Origin of the sequence: Streptomyces aquilus, assembly GCF_003955715.1 — a bacterium.
GTDB lineage: Bacteria > Actinomycetota > Actinomycetes > Streptomycetales > Streptomycetaceae > Streptomyces > Streptomyces aquilus.
In genome coordinates, this window is the sequence record NZ_CP034463.1 from 8,284,192 (window position 1) to 8,299,120 (window position 14,929).

General features: G+C 71.7%; 20 protein-coding genes. 15 read left to right on the forward strand and 5 right to left on the reverse strand.

Going from position 1 to position 14,929, the window contains the following annotated elements:
* Together EJC51_RS37950 and EJC51_RS37955 are read right to left on the reverse strand one after the other, a co-directional pair.
* Positions 1–348 (reverse strand): VOC family protein, encoded by a 348-nt coding sequence (locus tag EJC51_RS37950; RefSeq protein WP_079308518.1) that lies wholly within the window; start codon positions 346–348, stop codon positions 1–3.
* 82 nt (positions 349–430) lie between these two features.
* Complete coding sequence (locus tag EJC51_RS37955; RefSeq protein ID WP_126275196.1) at positions 431–979, reverse strand: hemerythrin domain-containing protein; 549 nt, start codon at positions 977–979, stop codon at positions 431–433.
* Positions 980–1,106: 127 nt separating this feature from the next.
* Between EJC51_RS37955 and EJC51_RS37960 the strand changes: the two genes are divergently transcribed.
* Together EJC51_RS37960 and EJC51_RS37965 are read left to right on the forward strand one after the other, a co-directional pair.
* Entirely contained in the window at positions 1,107–1,652 is a 546-nt protein-coding gene (locus tag EJC51_RS37960) for a phage holin family protein (protein WP_126275197.1), read from the forward strand.
* Positions 1,653–1,658: 6 nt separating this feature from the next.
* Positions 1,659–2,687 (forward strand): SDR family oxidoreductase, encoded by a 1,029-nt coding sequence (locus EJC51_RS37965; protein WP_126275198.1) that lies wholly within the window; start codon positions 1,659–1,661, stop codon positions 2,685–2,687.
* 144 nt (positions 2,688–2,831) lie between these two features.
* Here EJC51_RS37965 and EJC51_RS37970 read toward each other — a convergent pair whose 3' ends face one another.
* Both EJC51_RS37970 and EJC51_RS37975 read right to left on the reverse strand, forming a co-directional pair.
* Positions 2,832–3,923: an enolase C-terminal domain-like protein gene (locus EJC51_RS37970; RefSeq protein WP_126275199.1), complete on the reverse strand. Its 1,092-nt coding sequence runs from the start codon at positions 3,921–3,923 to the stop codon at positions 2,832–2,834.
* A 2-nt stretch (positions 3,924–3,925) separates the two neighbouring features.
* Positions 3,926–4,885: an LLM class F420-dependent oxidoreductase gene (locus tag EJC51_RS37975; protein ID WP_126275200.1), complete on the reverse strand. Its 960-nt coding sequence runs from the start codon at positions 4,883–4,885 to the stop codon at positions 3,926–3,928.
* Positions 4,886–5,024: 139 nt separating this feature from the next.
* Here EJC51_RS37975 and EJC51_RS37980 point away from each other — a divergent pair, with 139 nt between their 5' ends.
* The 13 genes from EJC51_RS37980 to EJC51_RS38040 all read left to right on the forward strand — a co-directional run bounded on the left by EJC51_RS37980 (position 5,025) and on the right by EJC51_RS38040 (position 14,740).
* Entirely contained in the window at positions 5,025–6,656 is a 1,632-nt protein-coding gene (locus EJC51_RS37980; RefSeq protein WP_126275201.1) for an NAD(P)/FAD-dependent oxidoreductase, read from the forward strand.
* The gene (locus tag EJC51_RS37985; protein ID WP_126275202.1) at positions 6,653–8,500 is read left to right on the forward strand and encodes a transketolase; all 1,848 of its coding nucleotides are present in this window, start codon (positions 6,653–6,655) and stop codon (positions 8,498–8,500) included. The genes EJC51_RS37980 and EJC51_RS37985 overlap by 4 nt, the downstream gene beginning before the upstream one ends.
* Positions 8,497–9,426 carry a non-homologous end-joining DNA ligase gene (gene ligD / locus EJC51_RS37990; protein WP_126275203.1) on the forward strand — a complete coding sequence of 310 codons (930 nt, stop codon included), beginning with the start codon at positions 8,497–8,499 and terminating at the stop codon, positions 9,424–9,426. Before EJC51_RS37985 ends, ligD begins: the two co-directional genes overlap by 4 nt.
* Positions 9,427–9,517: 91 nt before the next feature.
* Positions 9,518–9,871 carry a gas vesicle protein GvpO gene (locus tag EJC51_RS37995; RefSeq protein WP_126275204.1) on the forward strand — a complete coding sequence of 118 codons (354 nt, stop codon included), beginning with the start codon at positions 9,518–9,520 and terminating at the stop codon, positions 9,869–9,871.
* Positions 9,872–9,941: 70 nt separating this feature from the next.
* Entirely contained in the window at positions 9,942–10,376 is a 435-nt protein-coding gene (locus tag EJC51_RS38000; RefSeq protein WP_126275205.1) for a gas vesicle structural protein GvpA, read from the forward strand.
* Positions 10,373–11,143 carry a GvpL/GvpF family gas vesicle protein gene (locus EJC51_RS38005; protein WP_126275206.1) on the forward strand — a complete coding sequence of 257 codons (771 nt, stop codon included), beginning with the start codon at positions 10,373–10,375 and terminating at the stop codon, positions 11,141–11,143. The genes EJC51_RS38000 and EJC51_RS38005 overlap by 4 nt, the downstream gene beginning before the upstream one ends.
* A gap of 9 nt (positions 11,144–11,152) precedes the next feature.
* Positions 11,153–11,413, forward strand: coding sequence for a gas vesicle protein GvpG (locus tag EJC51_RS38010; protein WP_126275207.1), 261 nt, complete (start codon positions 11,153–11,155; stop codon positions 11,411–11,413).
* The gene (locus EJC51_RS38015) at positions 11,413–12,087 is read left to right on the forward strand and encodes a DNA primase (protein ID WP_126275208.1); all 675 of its coding nucleotides are present in this window, start codon (positions 11,413–11,415) and stop codon (positions 12,085–12,087) included. Before EJC51_RS38010 ends, EJC51_RS38015 begins: the two co-directional genes overlap by 1 nt.
* A complete protein-coding gene (locus tag EJC51_RS38020) occupies positions 12,084–13,190 on the forward strand; it encodes an SRPBCC family protein (RefSeq protein WP_126275209.1) in 1,107 nt (368 codons plus the stop codon). The genes EJC51_RS38015 and EJC51_RS38020 overlap by 4 nt, the downstream gene beginning before the upstream one ends.
* Positions 13,187–13,519 (forward strand): gas vesicle protein, encoded by a 333-nt coding sequence (locus tag EJC51_RS38025; protein ID WP_126275210.1) that lies wholly within the window; start codon positions 13,187–13,189, stop codon positions 13,517–13,519. Before EJC51_RS38020 ends, EJC51_RS38025 begins: the two co-directional genes overlap by 4 nt.
* Positions 13,519–14,274, forward strand: coding sequence for a GvpL/GvpF family gas vesicle protein (locus EJC51_RS38030; protein ID WP_126275211.1), 756 nt, complete (start codon positions 13,519–13,521; stop codon positions 14,272–14,274). Before EJC51_RS38025 ends, EJC51_RS38030 begins: the two co-directional genes overlap by 1 nt.
* A complete protein-coding gene (locus tag EJC51_RS38035) occupies positions 14,271–14,459 on the forward strand; it encodes a gas vesicle protein (RefSeq protein WP_030936857.1) in 189 nt (62 codons plus the stop codon). Before EJC51_RS38030 ends, EJC51_RS38035 begins: the two co-directional genes overlap by 4 nt.
* Complete coding sequence (locus tag EJC51_RS38040; RefSeq protein ID WP_059195289.1) at positions 14,456–14,740, forward strand: gas vesicle protein K; 285 nt, start codon at positions 14,456–14,458, stop codon at positions 14,738–14,740. Before EJC51_RS38035 ends, EJC51_RS38040 begins: the two co-directional genes overlap by 4 nt.
* A gap of 1 nt (position 14,741) precedes the next feature.
* On the opposite strand, the gene EJC51_RS38045 is transcribed toward EJC51_RS38040, so the two are convergent.
* Positions 14,742–14,912, reverse strand: coding sequence for a hypothetical protein (locus EJC51_RS38045; RefSeq protein WP_059195288.1), 171 nt, complete (start codon positions 14,910–14,912; stop codon positions 14,742–14,744).
* Positions 14,913–14,929: the final 17 nt, after the last annotated feature.

Genomic DNA, 14,929 nt, shown 5'->3' on the forward strand with positions numbered 1-14,929 from the left:
TCAGACCCGCCGGTCCACGTACTCGTACACCGCCCCGTCCGGATGCACCGCGATCAGATTGCGGCCCGCCGGAGTGCCCACCGGGCCCGCGATCACGCGCGCGCCCAGCTCGGTCAGTACCGCATGGGCCTCGTCGACGTCCTTGACCGCGATCGTCGCCGCGACCTTGCGCAGGATCTCCAACTCCGCCTCGGGGCCGCTCATCAGGAGGAAGCAGCCCACGGCGGCCACCTGGACACCGCCGCGCTCGAAGCGGAGCGCGGGGCCGCCCGCCAGCCGTTCGTAGAAGGGGACCGCGGTCTCCAGGTCGTCGACGCAGACACGCAGCGTGGCTCCCAGAATGTCCATGCGGACGAGCCTAGTCGCGGCGGCCGGGGCGAGGAGATCGTTTCACCTGATCTCCTCGCCCCGGCCGCTCAGCGGGCAGGGATCAGCCCATGGCCTTGCGTACGACGTCCCGGGTGCGGTCGACGACGGCCGCGACGGGGCCCACCGCGACGTTCTTCAGCGCGGTGTCGGTCCCGGGATGCGGGCGGGTCGGCGCCAGGGCCTCGGCCGCCTGCACGGCACGGGCCAGGTTCTCCAGCCGGCCGCGATCGGCGACCCGGCTGAAGTGCGCGAACTCGTAGCGCTCCTCGTTGTCGGCGTGCGCCAGCACGTCCTGTCGCAGCGCCGCGAACTGGTCGAGGAACTCGGGGGAGTCGGGGTCCATGTCGTCCAGGCGCGACAGCGCCCGCTTGGCCTGCTCCTCCTCCTCGACCCGGTCCTTGACGACGAGTTCACCGCCGTCGATGTGCTTGCGGGCGAAGGGATGGACGACCTCTTCCTCCGCGGTCTCGTGCACCGCGAGGAGACGGACGAGATCATGGAAGGCATGCTTCCGCTCGTCGCCCTTGGTGGCCGCCACCTCGTCGAGCAGTTCCCGTATCCGTGCGTGCTGCCCCTTGAGCAGCTCCACTACGTCGGTGCGTGCGGTCATCCTCTTCTCTTCCCTCCCGATAGGGGACTGCGAGCCGGGCGGGTACCCGGCGCCCCGGGCCCTACCCGGCGGTAATCGGCCGTTACGGACCGCGTTATGCGCACGGGTGTGCGGGTACCCGGCGGCCATGGACCGCTTGGATCATCTTGAGCATCTGGACAAGCACCTCGTCGACGAGCTGGCGCAGGTGGCGCGCGAGACCGTGCGCGACGAACTGCGCGAACAGACTCGCAAGCAGCGCCGCACGGCCATGCTCTACGCCGCGTCGGGCGCCGTCGCCCTGTACGCGGGCGCCGCCCTCGCCCTCACGCTGGGCCTGGCCCTCGCCCTCGGGCTGCCGGACTGGGCCGCCGCGCTGATCACCGCGGCAGTTCTCGGTGTCGTCGCGTTCGTGCTGCGCGGCATGGCCCGGCCGTCCCACTCCCGGCCCACCTCGGAGCGCGAGGCCGAACTCGCCACGGGCCGCGACCGTGTCGTGGGCGGAACGGCACCCGGCGCACCGCCGAGCGGGCTCGGCATGCCGTATCCGCCGATGCCGCCCACCGCGCCCGGTGGCGTGAGCGGCGCGACCGGCGCACCCGGCGCGGGCACGCCGGCGACCGGCATCCCCGGCGGCGGCGCGGCGCCGCGCCCCGACGACATCGACCCCGAGCAGCCGCACCACCGGGCGTGATGCGCGGTGGGCCGGCCTTGGAGCGCGCTCTCCCGGCATGGCAGGGCCGTGGTGGTGACCGGGGCCAGCGGCGGCGTGGGGCGGGCCACGGCCCTGGCCTTCGCCGCCCGGGGCGACCGGGTCGCCCTGCTGGCCCGGGGCCGCGAAGGTCTCGCCGCGGCGGCGGACGAGGTGCAGCGCGCCGGCGGTGAGGCGCTCGTCGTCCCCGTCGACATGTCCGACGCCAAGGCCGTCGACGACGCGGCGCAGAAGGTCGCCGACACGTTCGGCGGCATCGACGTCTGGGTCAACAACGCCTTCGCCGGGGTCTTCGCGCCGTTCACCGACGTCACCCCGGACGAGTTCCGGCGGGTGACCGAAGTGACGTACCTGGGCTGTGTGTTCGGCACCCGGGCCGCACTGCGGCACATGCTGCCACGCGACCGCGGCACCGTGGTGCAGGTCGGCTCGGCACTCGCGTACCGCGGCATCCCGCTGCAATCCGCTTATTGTGGCGCGAAGCACGCCATCCAGGGCTTCAACGAGTCGCTGCGCTGCGAGCTGTTGCACGCGGGCAGTGGCGTCCGGACGACGATGGTGCAGCTGCCCGCCGTCAACACCCCGCAGTTCGACTGGGTGTTGAGCCGTATGCCGGGCCGGGCCCGGCCGGTGGCGCCGGTGTACCAGCCGGAGGTGGCGGCCCGGGCGATCGTGCACGCCGCCGCGCACGGGCGGCGGCGGGAGTACTGGGTCGGCGGATCGACGGTGGCGACACTGCTCGCCAACGCGGTGGCGCCGGGGTTGCTCGACCGGTATCTGGCACGCAACGCGTTCTCGGCACAGCAGGACGACGAGACCGGAAGCGGTGTCGGCAACCTGTGGAGCCCGGCCGACGGTCCTCACGGACGGGACTTCGGGGCGCACGGGCGGTTCGACGAGGAGTCGCTGGCGGGGAGTTCACAGGAGTGGCTCTCACGCAACCGTGGACGGGCAGGCGCCGCGCTCTTGGTGGGAGCGGGGGTCCTGACCGCCCGGGCGGTGCGGCGGCGCGGTTAGTCGATTAGCCGAGGGGTGGGCCGGTGGTCGGCTCGCCCTTTACGTCCTTCACGCCGTACGTCCTTCACGCCGTACGTCCTTCACGCCGTACGTCCTTCACGCCGTACGTCCTTCACGCCGTACGTCCTTCCCGCCGTACGTCCTTCACGCCACCCTGAACTCCAGGGCCTCCTCGGCCCGTAGGGTCAGGCCGTGGCCGAGGCCCGTCGTGGGGTGGATCGTGCCGCCCTTCGGGTCCAGGGCGCCGTCGAAGAGCATGTCCTCGATGCGGACGTGGTCGTGGAACCACTCCATGTGGCGGAGGTTGGGGAGGGAGGCGGCGGCCGCCGCGTGGGCGTGCGGGGCGCAGTGGGTGGAGACGTCCAGGCCGTGGGCCTGGGCCAGCGAGGCCGCGCGGAGGAACTCCGTCAGCCCACCGCAGCGCGTCGCGTCGATCTGGAGGCAGTCGACCGCGCCGGCGGCGATCATGCGGGCGAAGTAGGGCAGGTCGTAGCCGTACTCGCCCGCCGTCACGTCGCACACCAGCGCGTCCCGGACCAGCCGCAGCCCCGTCAGGTCGTCCGACGACACCGGCTCCTCGAACCAGCTCACCCCCAGCTCACCGAGCGCCTCGCCGACCCGGACCGCCTGCTTGCGGGTGTACGCGCCGTTCGCGTCGACGTACAACTCGGCCTCCTCGCCGATCACTTGGCGGGCCGAGCGGACGCGGCCGAGGTCGCGCCGGACCGAACGGCCCCAGCTCTCGCCGATCTTCAGCTTCACCCGCGGGATCTGCTGCCCGTGCACCCAGCCGCCCAACTGCGCGGCCAGATGGGAGTCGTCGTACGTCGTGAAGCCGCCGCTGCCGTAGACCGGGACCCGTTCGCGGACGGTGCCCAGGAGGTGGGCGAGGGGGAGTTCGAGGAGGCGGGCCTTGAGGTCCCACAGGGCGATGTCCAGCGCCGAGATCGCGCAGGCGGCGATGCCCGGGCGGCCCGCGTTGCGGACCGATCTGCACATCGCCTCGTGCGTCGCGGGGATGTCCAGCGCGCTGCGGCCCTCGACGAGCGGGGCGAGGTGCTCGCGCAGGAAGTCGCCGACCGCCTGCGGACCGTACGTCCAGCCCGTGCCGGTCGCGTCGCCCGCCGTCACCTCGGTGATCACGATCGTCGTGGTCTCCCAGGCCAGGGTGCCGTCGGCCTCGGGCGCGTCGGTCGGCACCGTGTAGACCGACACCGCCGGACGGTGCAGCCTCATGGTCAGTCCTGCGTGAGCTGCGGCAGCACCTTCGTACGGTAGAAGTCGAAGAAGCCGCGTTGGTCGGGGCCGATCTGGTTGACGTAGATCCGGTCGAAGCCCGCGTCGGCGAAGGCGGACAGGGCCGCCACATGCTCGTCGACGTCGTCGCCGCAGACCGCCTTGTCGCGCACCATGTCCTCGGTGACCAGGGTCTGCGCCTGCTCGAAGTGGCTCGGCGAGGGCAGCACCTGGGCCAGCTCGCCCGGCAGGAACTGGTTGGCCCACAGCCGGTGGACGGTGCGTATCGCCTCGTCGCGGTCCGTGCCGTAGCAGACCTTCGTGCCGCCGCTCACGAGCTTGGCGCCCCCGCCGCCCTTGCGGAACTGCTCCACCATCGACGCCTCCGGCATCATCGTGATGTAGCCGTCGCCCACCCGGGCCGCGAGCGCGGTCGCCGCCGGGCCGAAGCCCGAGATGTCGATGGGCACGGGCTCGTCGGGGACGGTGTAGAGGCGGGCGTTCTCCACCGTGTAGTGGGTGCCGTGGTGGCTGACCTCCTCGCCGGTGAACAGCCGGCGCATGATCTGGATCGACTCCTCCAGCATTTCGAGGCGCACGCTCGCGGGCGGCCACACATGGCCCAGGATGTGCTCGTTGAGCGCCTCGCCGCTGCCCACGCCGAGCCGGAACCGGCCCTCCGTCATGACCGCCGTGGTCGCCGCGGCCTGGGCGATCACCGCGGGATGCGTGCGGACGGTCGGACAGGTCACCGCCGTCTCCACCGGCAGGGACACCGCCTCCGAGAGGGCGCCGAGCACCGACCAGACGAACGGGCTCTGGCCCTGCGCGTCGTTCCACGGGTGGAAGTGGTCGGAGATCCACAGGGAGCGGAACCCGGCCTGCTCGGCCATGCGCGCCTGCTCGATCAGGTCCGCGGGACCGAACTCCTCGCAGGACAGGAAGTAGCCGTACTCGGGCATGAGGGACCTCCAATGACGGTGGTACGACGGCACGCTCCGGGTACCCGGCGGCGCCCACGGAAACCGGCGGACGTTTGGCCACCCTGACCAGGGGGACGCGGAAGGCTCCCGAGGTACGCGACAGCCCCGGAGGCGCACCGTGAGTCGACCCCGCATCGTGATCGTCGGCGCCGGTTTCGCCGGGTACCGGACCGCCCGCACCCTGTCCAGGCTCACCCGGCACCAGGCCGACATCACCCTGCTCAACCCGACCGACTACTTCCTGTACCTGCCCCTGCTGCCCCAGGTCGCCGCCGGGATCCTGGAACCACGCCGGGTCACCGTCTCCCTGTCGGGCACCCTGCCCGGAGTGCGGCCGGTGCTGGGCGAGGCCGACGGCATCGATCTCGACGGGCGGACCGTGCACTACACCGACCCCGAGGGCGAGACCGGCACCCTGTCCTACGACCGGCTGGTGATCTCCGTCGGCAGTGTCAACAAGCTGCTGCCGATCCCGGGCGTCGCCGAGCACGCGCACGGCTTCCGCGGGCTGCCCGAGGCGCTGTACCTGCGCGACCACGTCACCCGCCAGATGGAGCTCGCGGCCGCGGCCGACGACCCCAAGAGCTGCTCGGCCCGCTGCACCTTCGTGGTGGTCGGCGCCGGGTACACCGGCACCGAGGTGGCCGCGCACGGGCAGCTGTACACCGACGCCCAGCTCCGCAGGCAGCCGCTGCGCGAAGGTGTCCGGCCGCGCTGGATGCTGCTGGACGTCGCGCCGCGCGTCCTGCCCGAGATGGACGAACGGCTCTCCCGCACCGCCGACCGGGTGCTGCGGGAGCGGGGCGTCGACGTGCGCATGGGCACCTCCGTGAAGGAGGCCACGCACGACGGGGTACTGCTGACCGACGGGGAGTTCGTCCCCACCCGCACGCTGGTGTGGTGCGTCGGCGTACGGCCCGATCCGCTCGTCGAGAGCGTCGGCCAACCCCTGGAGCGGGGGCGGCTGATCGTCGACCCGTACCTCCAAGTGCCCGGCAGGCCCGAGGTGTTCGCGTGCGGGGACGCGGCCGCCGTGCCCGACCTGGACAAGCCCGGCTCCTTCACGCCGATGACCGCCCAGCACGCCTGGCGGCAGGGCCACGTCGCGGCCCGCAACGTCGCCGCCTCGCTCGGTGTCGGCGAGCGGCGCCCCTACCGGCACCGGGGCCTGGGCTTCGTCGTCGACCTGGGCGGCACGAAGGCCGCGGCGAACCCGCTCGGCGTGCCGCTGCCCGGGCCGCTGGCGGGGCCGGTCGCCCGCGGCTACCACCTCGCCGCGATGCCCGGCAACCGCGTCCGGGTGGCCGCGGACTGGCTGCTGGACGCCGTACTCCCTCGCCAGGCCGTCCAGTTGGGCCTCGTACGGTCCTGGTCGGTGCCACTGGACACGGCTTCCCCGGAACTGGCACGGGTGCCGGGGGCGCCCGAACGGCGGGACAAGGAGACGGAGAGGGATCGCGCCGCGGTGAGTTCCGGACCGGGAGCGGCCGTTGAGGCAGACACGGCAGACACGGCAGAGACGGCAGACGCGGCAGACACCGCAACGCCGGACGAGCCCGCCGAGCCCGCCGAGCCCGCGAAGAACCAGCCGGGCCCTGAGCCCGCGAAGAACCAGCCGGGCCCCGAGCCCGCGAAGAACCAACCCGGCGGTGAACCCGCCAAGAACCAACCCGGCGGCGAACCCGCCGAACCCCCGGGCCCGGTCAAGCGCCCCGGTACCCCTGACAACCCCGCGGAAGGAGACTCATGAAGTCCGCCGAACTCGCCGACCTGGGCCAGCAGTTGCGTGTCGACAGTGTGCGCGCGGCCGATGCCGCGGGGTCGGGTCACCCGACGTCGTCGATGTCCGCCGCCGACCTGATGGCCGTACTTCTCGCCCATCACTTCCGCTACGACTTCGACCGCCCCGCCCACCCCGGCAACGACCGCTTCATCCTCTCCAAGGGACACGCCTCCCCGCTGCTGTACGCCGCCTACAAGGCCGTCGGCGCCATCGACGACGAGGAGTTGCTCACCTTCCGGGAACGCGGCAGCCGACTCGAAGGGCACCCCACGCCCCGGCAGCTGCCGTGGGTCGAGACCGCCACGGGGTCGCTCGGGCAGGGGCTGCCGGTCGGGGTCGGGATCGCGCTGGCCGGCCAGCGGCTGGAGCGTTCCGGGTACCGGGTGTGGGTGCTGTGCGGCGACAGCGAACTCGCCGAGGGCTCGGTGTGGGAGGCCGCCGAACACGCGGGCCACGAGCATCTCGACAACCTCACCGTGATCGTCGACGTCAACCGGCTCGGCCAGCGCGGCCCCACCCGGCACGGCCACGACCTGGACGCCTACGCCCGCCGCTTCCAGGCCTTCGGCTGGCACACCGTCGAGGTGGACGGCCATGACGTGGACGCCGTCGACCGGGCGTACGGCGAGGCCCTGTCCACCACCGGACAGCCGACCGCGATCCTCGCCCGCACCCTCAAGGGCAAGGGTGTCGAGGCTGACCAGGACCGCGAGGGACTGCACGGCAAGCCGCTGCCCGACGCCGACGAGGCGATCGCCGAGCTCGGTGGCCCCCGCGACCTGCGCATCGAGGTGCACGAGCCGCTCGCCGCCCGTGTGCTGCACGCCGTACGCGCCGGACACCTCGACCTGCCCACCTGGGACCTGGGCGAGGAGACCGCCACGCGTGACGCCTACGGACACGCCCTCACCGCGCTCGGCACCGCGCGCGGCGACGTCGTCGCCCTGGACGGCGAGGTCGGTGACTCCACCCGCGCCGAGCTGTTCGCCAAGGAGCACCCGGAGCGCTACTTCGAGTGCTACATCGCCGAGCAGCAGCTGGTCGCCGCCGCGGTGGGGCTCGCCGCGCGCGGCTTCGTGCCGTACGCGGCCACCTTCGCCGCCTTCCTCACCCGGGCCTACGACTTCGTCCGCATGGCGTCCATCAGCGGCGCCGGCATCAATCTCGTCGGCTCCCACGCGGGGGTCGCCATCGGACAGGACGGGCCCTCGCAGATGGGCCTGGAGGACCTGGCGATGATGCGGGCCGTGCACGGCTCGACCGTGCTGTACCCGTGCGACGCCCAGCAGACCGCGCGGCTCGTCGCGGCGATGGCCGACCTCGACGGCGTCCGCTATCTGCGCACCTCGCGCGGCGAGAGCCCGGTGATCTACGGCCCCGACGAGGAGTTCCCGGTCGGCGGCAGCAAGGTGCTGCGGTCCTCCGACGACGACCGGCTGACCGTCGTCGCCGCGGGCGTCACCGTGCACGAGGCGCTGGCCGCCGCGGACGCCCTCGCGCGGGACGGCATCCACGTCCGGGTCGTCGACCTGTACTCCGTCAAGCCCGTCGACCGGCACACCCTGCGCCGGGCCGCCGAGGAGACCGGCGCTCTGGTGACCGTCGAGGACCACCACGAGGAGGGCGGCCTCGGCGACGCCGTGCTCGACGCGTTCACCGACGGGCGGCCCGTACCGCGCCTGGTGCGGCTGGCGGTGCGTACGATGCCCGGTTCCGCGTCCCCCGAGGAGCAGCTGCACGCCGCCGGCATCGACGCCGAGGGCGTCGCGGCGGCCGTGAAGCTGCTGGTCGAGGAGGCGATCGTGCGATGACGGACGACGTCCGGAAGGTGCGGGCCGGACGCCGTGCGGTCGAGGTGCACCGGCCCGGCAAGGTGCTCTTCCCGGGGAGCGGGGAGACGAAGGAGTACACCAAAGGCGATCTCGTCGAGTACTACCGGGCCGTCGCCCCCTTCATGCTGCCGCACCTGCGCGGTCGCCCGCTGATGCTGGAACGGCATCCGGACGGGCTCGACGGCCCCCGCTTCATGCAGAAGAACACCCCGGAGAACTACCCGGACTGGATCACCCGCGTCGAGGTGGCCAAGGAGGGCGGCACCGTCTGCCACACCGTGTGCGACGACTCCGCCACCCTCGTGTACCTCGCCGACCAGGCCAGCCTCACCCTGCACCGCTGGCTGTCCCGGGTCGGACGGCTGGAGCGCCCCGACCGGATGGTCTTCGACCTCGACCCGTCCGGCGAGGGCGAGGACTTCGCCCCGGTGCGCACCGCCGCCCTGCTGCTGGCGGAGCTGCTCGACGAGCTGAAACTGCCGTCGGCGCTGATGACGACCGGCTCCCGCGGGCTGCACGTGGTGGTGCCGGTCAACGGCCACGACGACTTCGACGAGGTGCGCGACTTCGCCAAGGACGTCGCCGACCTCCTCGTCGCCGGGCACCCCGACCGGTTCACCACCGCTGCCCGCAAGAAGGACCGCGGCGACCGCCTCTACCTCGACGTCCAGCGCAACGCGTACGCCCAGACCGCGGTCGTTCCCTACACCGTCCGGGCCAGGCCCGGCGCCCCCGTGGCCACCCCGCTGTCCTGGTCCCAGCTGGACGACCCCGGCCTCGACGCCCGCCGCTGGACCATCGCCGACGCCGTCGACCAGGCCCGCGGCAACCCCTGGGCCGGGGTGATGAGCAAGGGCCGCGCCCTCGGACCGGCCCGGCGCCGGCTGAACGCGATGCGGGGCTGACGGGAGCTCGCTCAGCCCCGCCCCACGTCCGTCCGCGCACCTCAAAAGGTTTGGCCCGCGAACATGCGGCCACCCGGAGCAAGAGGTGGCCATGACGAACACAAAAAACACATCAGACACGCAGGATTCACAGAAATCCCCCAAGCGGGCGGAAAGCGACACGACGGAGGACCGGCCGAGCCCCATGCAGCTGCTGCGCGATGCGCGCACCCAGCTCGAGGAGCTGACCGGCATGGCCGCGGAGTCGGTGTCGTCCTTCGAGCAGACGGAGGACGGCTGGTCGCTGGAGGTCGAGGTCCTCGAACTCGCCCGCGTGCCCGACACCATGAGCCTGATGGCGAGCTACCACGTCGACCTCGACCTCGACGGGCAGCTCACCGGCTACCGGCGTGTCCGCCGCTACGAACGCGGACGTGCCGACGCACACAGGTCCGGCGGCCGGTAGACCGCCGCACCGACGTCCCACCCGACACAGCAGTCACAGCAGCCACAGCAGAGAAGGAGGCGCGGTCGGCATGACCGTTGTCCCGGCACAGCAGACCGGCGGCGGAGGCGGCAGCAGTGGCCTCTACGACGTTCTGGAACTAGTCCTCGACAGGGGTCTCGTCATCGACGCGTTCGTGCGGGTCTCCCTGGTCGGTATCGAGATCCTCAAGATCGACGTCCGGGTCGTCGTGGCCAGCGTGGACACGTATCTGCGCTTCGCCGAGGCGTGCAACCGCCTCGACCTGGAAGCAGGGCCGCGCAAGGACCCGGGCCTGCCCGACCTCGTCGGCGAGATCACCGAGTCCGGCGCCCGCGGCAAGTCCAAGGGTGCGCTGTCCGGCGCCGCGCAGACCATCTCGGACGCCTTCAAGCAGGCGCGCGAGGAGGGCGAGCCCGAACAGCAGCAGCAGCGGCCGCGGGCGCGTAAGTCGACGGCCGCCCGCAGGAAGGAGGAGCAGGAGTGAGCACGTACGTGTACGGCATCATCGACGGCTCCCGTGCCTCGCTGTCCGAGGACACGGTCGGCGTCGGCGACCCGCAGCGGCCCGTGCGCGTCCTCAAGGAGAGCGGTCTGGCGGCCGTCGTCAGCGATGCGCCCGAGGGGCTGCGGCCCAAGCGCAAGGACCTGCTCGCCCACCAGAACGTGCTCGCCGAGGCCGGCGCGGACGGCTGTGTGCTGCCCATGCGGTTCGGCAGCGTGGCGCCCGACGACGAGACCGTCACCGCGGTGCTCGCCGAGCGCGCCGAGCACTACAAGGAACGCCTGCGGGCGCTGGACGGCAAGGTCGAGTACAACGTCAAGGCCACCCACGACGAGGAGGCCGTACTCCATCGCGTGATGGCCGAGAACCCCGAGCTGCGGTCCCTGACCGAGGCCAACCGGCAGGCGGGCGGCGGCAGTTACGAGGAGAAGCTGCGGCTCGGCGAGATGGTGGTCGCGGCCGTCAAGGCGCGCGAGGTCGAGGACGCGGCCGAGGTGCAGCAGGCCCTGGAGGCGACCGCCGCGGCGGTGAGCAACGGGCCGGAGTCCAGCGGCTGGCTCGCCAACGTGTCGTTCCTGGTGGACCGCGACGACGCCGAGACGTTCCTCGCCTCGGTCGAGCAGGTCCGCAAGAGCCATCCCCACCTCGAACTGCGGGTCAACGGCCCGCTGCCGCCGTACAGCTTCGTCGAGCCCGGCTCCGCCGAGCCCGCGGGCAGCACGGCCGGCGCCGAGAGCTCCGGGGAGTGAGGTGAGGGCGTGGGACTGATCGGCGAGGTACTGCTCCTGCCGTTCGCGCCCGTGCGCGGAAGCGCCTGGGTCATCGGACAGGTGCTGAGCGAGGCGGAGCGCATCTACTACGACCCGGCCACGGTCCGGGCCGAACTGGCCCGGCTGGAAGAGCGGTTGGAGGCGGGCGAGATCGACGAGGAGGAGTTCGACCGGCTGGAGGACGAACTCCTCGACCGGCTGGAGACCGGCCTGCGCTCGAGCGCGGCAACCAACGACTGGACGAGTTGATGAACCGAGTGGGACTGGGCCTCGCGGTAGGGGCCGGATACGTCCTCGGGCGTACCAAGAAGATGAAACTGGCCTTCGCCGTCGGCACCCTGGTCGCCGGCAAGCGGATGCAGCTGAGCCCGCGGGCGCTCGCGGACCTGGTCTCCGGACAGCTGCGGGACAACCCGCAGTTCAAGGAGATCGGCGACCAGCTCCGCGAGGACCTGCGCGGGGTCGGGAAGGCAGCCTCCGGCGCCATGGTCGAGCGGCAGCTCGACGCCCTCGCCGACCGTCTGCACGGCCGTACCGCCCAGGTGCGCGACCAGCTCGCGGGCGCGCTGCCGGACGGCTCGGACCTGGGGTTCGAGAAGGACGAGGCCGACGACGACAACGACCGGGAGACCGACGAGTACGACGAGGACGAGGCGTACGACGAGAGCGGCGACGAGCCCGAGGCCGAGCGGGAGGAGTCCGAGCCGCCCCGGAAGAAGGCGGCGGCCAAGAAGGCGCCCGCGAAGAAGACGGCCGCCAAGAAGGCACCCGCCAAGAAGAGCGCGGCGAGGGCCCCCGCGAAGAAGGCCACGGCCGGGGCCAAGAAGACCACGGGCAGGACGGCGGCCAAGAAGACGGCCGCGGCCCGCAGCACCGCCCGCGGCGCCCGCTCACGTGTGTCGAAGGGAGGCGGTGACCGATGACCGACACCGTCGGATCCGCGACCTCCGCCGCGGGCGGCGCCGCGAAGGCGAGCCCGCTCGGCGGGGTCGCGCACAGCGAGGCCGCCGACCGGCTCAAGGCCGAGGCGCAGGAGTACTTCGCCGCCCAGGCCCAGCGTCTGCTGATCGGCGCGGGCCGCAAGCTCGGCGAGACCACGCTGAAACTGAACGACATCGCCGAGGGCAAGAGCCCCGGCTTCGCCAAGCTCGCCCTCGACGGCGGCCGGAAGATCGCCGAGGGCAAGGGACCACTGCGCTCCGCCCTGGAGGTGGGCGCCTCCCGCGCCAAGGAGAACGTCATGGGCGCACTGCAGAACCTGGGGGGCGGCAAGGGCAAGCGCAAGGGCGGGGCGGGCAAGAAGCCCACCGTGATCATGGAGTACGTCGATGTCGGCGTCCCTCTGCGCACGGCTTACGACCAGTGGACGCAGTTCCAGGACTTCAGCACCTTCGCCAAGGGCGTCAAGAGCGCGAACCGCGCCGACGACACGACGTCCGACTGGCAGATGAAGGTCTTCTGGTCCAACCGCAGCTGGAAGGCGCACACCACCGAGCAGATCCCCGACGACCGCATCGCCTGGACGTCGGAGGGTGCCAAGGGCACCACGAAGGGTGTCGTCTCCTTCCACCGGCTCGCCGACAGCCTGACGCGGGTGCTGCTGGTGATCGAGTACTACCCGAAGGGCCTGTTCGAGAAGACCGGCAACATCTGGCGTGCCCAGGGCCGCCGGGCCCGTCTCGACCTCAAGAACTACGTCCGCTACGTCACCCTCAAGGGAGAGGCCGAGGACGGCTGGCGCGGCGAGATCCGCGACGGCGAGGTCGTCCGCAGCCACGAGGACGCGGTGGCCGAGGAGGAGGACGAACAGGGGAACGAGCCGGCGGACGAGGAGGCGTACGAGGGCGAGGAAGAGGAAGCTGAGGAGGAGGGCCCCTACGCCGAGGAGGAGGACGAGCAGGAGAACGAGAAGGCGGAGTACGAGGACGAGGAAGAGCCCGAGGAGCCTGAGGGCGAGTACGAGGACGAGGACGAAGGGGCCGACGAGGAGGAGTACGAGTACGCCGAGGGCGGGAGCCGTCGATGACGACCCCCGGCCGGCTGCCCGACCCCTACGGCCGGGACAGCGGCGGCGCGAACCTCGCCGACATCCTGGAGAGGGTGCTCGACAAGGGTGTGGTCATCGCCGGTGACATCCGGATCAACCTGCTCGACATCGAACTCCTCACCATCAAGCTGCGGCTCATCGTCGCGTCCGTCGACAAGGCGAAGGAGATGGGCATCGACTGGTGGGAGGACGACCCCGCGTTGTCCTCCGGTGCCCGTCGCAAGGAACTCGCCCGGGAGAACGCCGAGTTGCGCGAGCGGATCGCGCAGCTCGAGCCCGGGCGGGACCGGCAGGAGAAGGAGGCCTGATGACCGGGCTGCGCTATGTGTACGCCGTCTGCCGCCCCTTCGGCACGCCGTTGCAGGCCGAGTTGACCGGCGTGGCCGGTGATCCGCCCAGACTGCTCACCCACCACGGCCTCGTCGCCGTCGTCAGCCATGTGCCGGAGCGGGACTTCGCGGAGGAGCCGCTCCGGTCCCGTCTGGAGGACCTGGACTGGCTGACGGCGACGGCCCGCGCCCACCAGGGCGTGATCGACGCCCTCACCGTCGTCACCACCCCGCTGCCGCTGCGCCTCGCGACCGTCTTCCGCGACGACAGCGGCGTCCGCACGATGCTCCAGGCCAGGGAGGCCGACTTCCGGCGCACCCTCGACCGGCTGGAAGGGCGGGTGGAGTGGGGGGTGAAGCTCTACGCCGACGAGCCGTCCGCGGACACCGGCGCACCGGCCGCCAAGCCCGCGTCGGGCCGGGACTATCTGCGGCAGCGGCGCTCCAGTGTGCGCGCCCACGAGGATCTGTGGCAGCGCGCCGAGGAATTCGCGACCCGGCTGCACGAAACGCTTTCCGCCGTCGCCGAGGATACGCGACTGCATCCGCCGCAGAATGCCACGCTCTCCGGCGCGGCGGGCCGCAACGTGCTGAATGCGGCCTATCTGGTGCCGCGGTCCCGGTCCGAGGAATTCGTGGAACTCGTCGACCGGACGAAGGACGAGACAACCGATTTCCGAGTGGAACTCACCGGTCCGTGGGCCGCCTATTCCTTCGCGGGGGAGAAACCTTGACCGTCGTCGAACGCCGAGAGATCGCCCTGGTGGACCTGCTCGACCGGCTGCTGGCCGGCGGGGTCGTCATCACGGGCGACATCACCCTGCGGATCGCGGACGTCGACCTCGTCCGCATCGACCTGAACGCCCTGATCAGTTCCGTGAACGAACAGGTTCCCTCACCCTGGGGAGAGTTGACGTGACCCGTGCCCGCAACCGGCTCGACCTCGAACCGGACACCGTCGAACGCGACCTCGTCAAACTCGTCCTGACCGTCGTCGAGTTGCTGCGGCAGCTCATGGAACGCCAGGCGCTGCGCCGCTTCGACGACGGGGGACTGACCGAGGAGCAGGAGGAGCGCATCGGGCTGACCCTGATGCTGCTCGACGAGCGCATGACCGAACTGCGCGAGCGGTACGGACTGCGGCCCGAGGACCTGAATCTGGACCTCGGGCCGCTGGGACCGTTGCTGCCCCGGGACTAACTCACCACCTGTACCAGCGGCCCCGGCCTCCGGCTGCGGTCGTGCCCCGCATGAGGAATCCCAGCAGCCAGAGAACCAGTACCGCGAGCGCAATCCACCAGAGAATCTTCACCGCGAATCCGGCACCGAACAGAATCAATGCCAGAAGCAGCACCAGAAGAATGGCAACCATAATGTGAACCTCCTGAA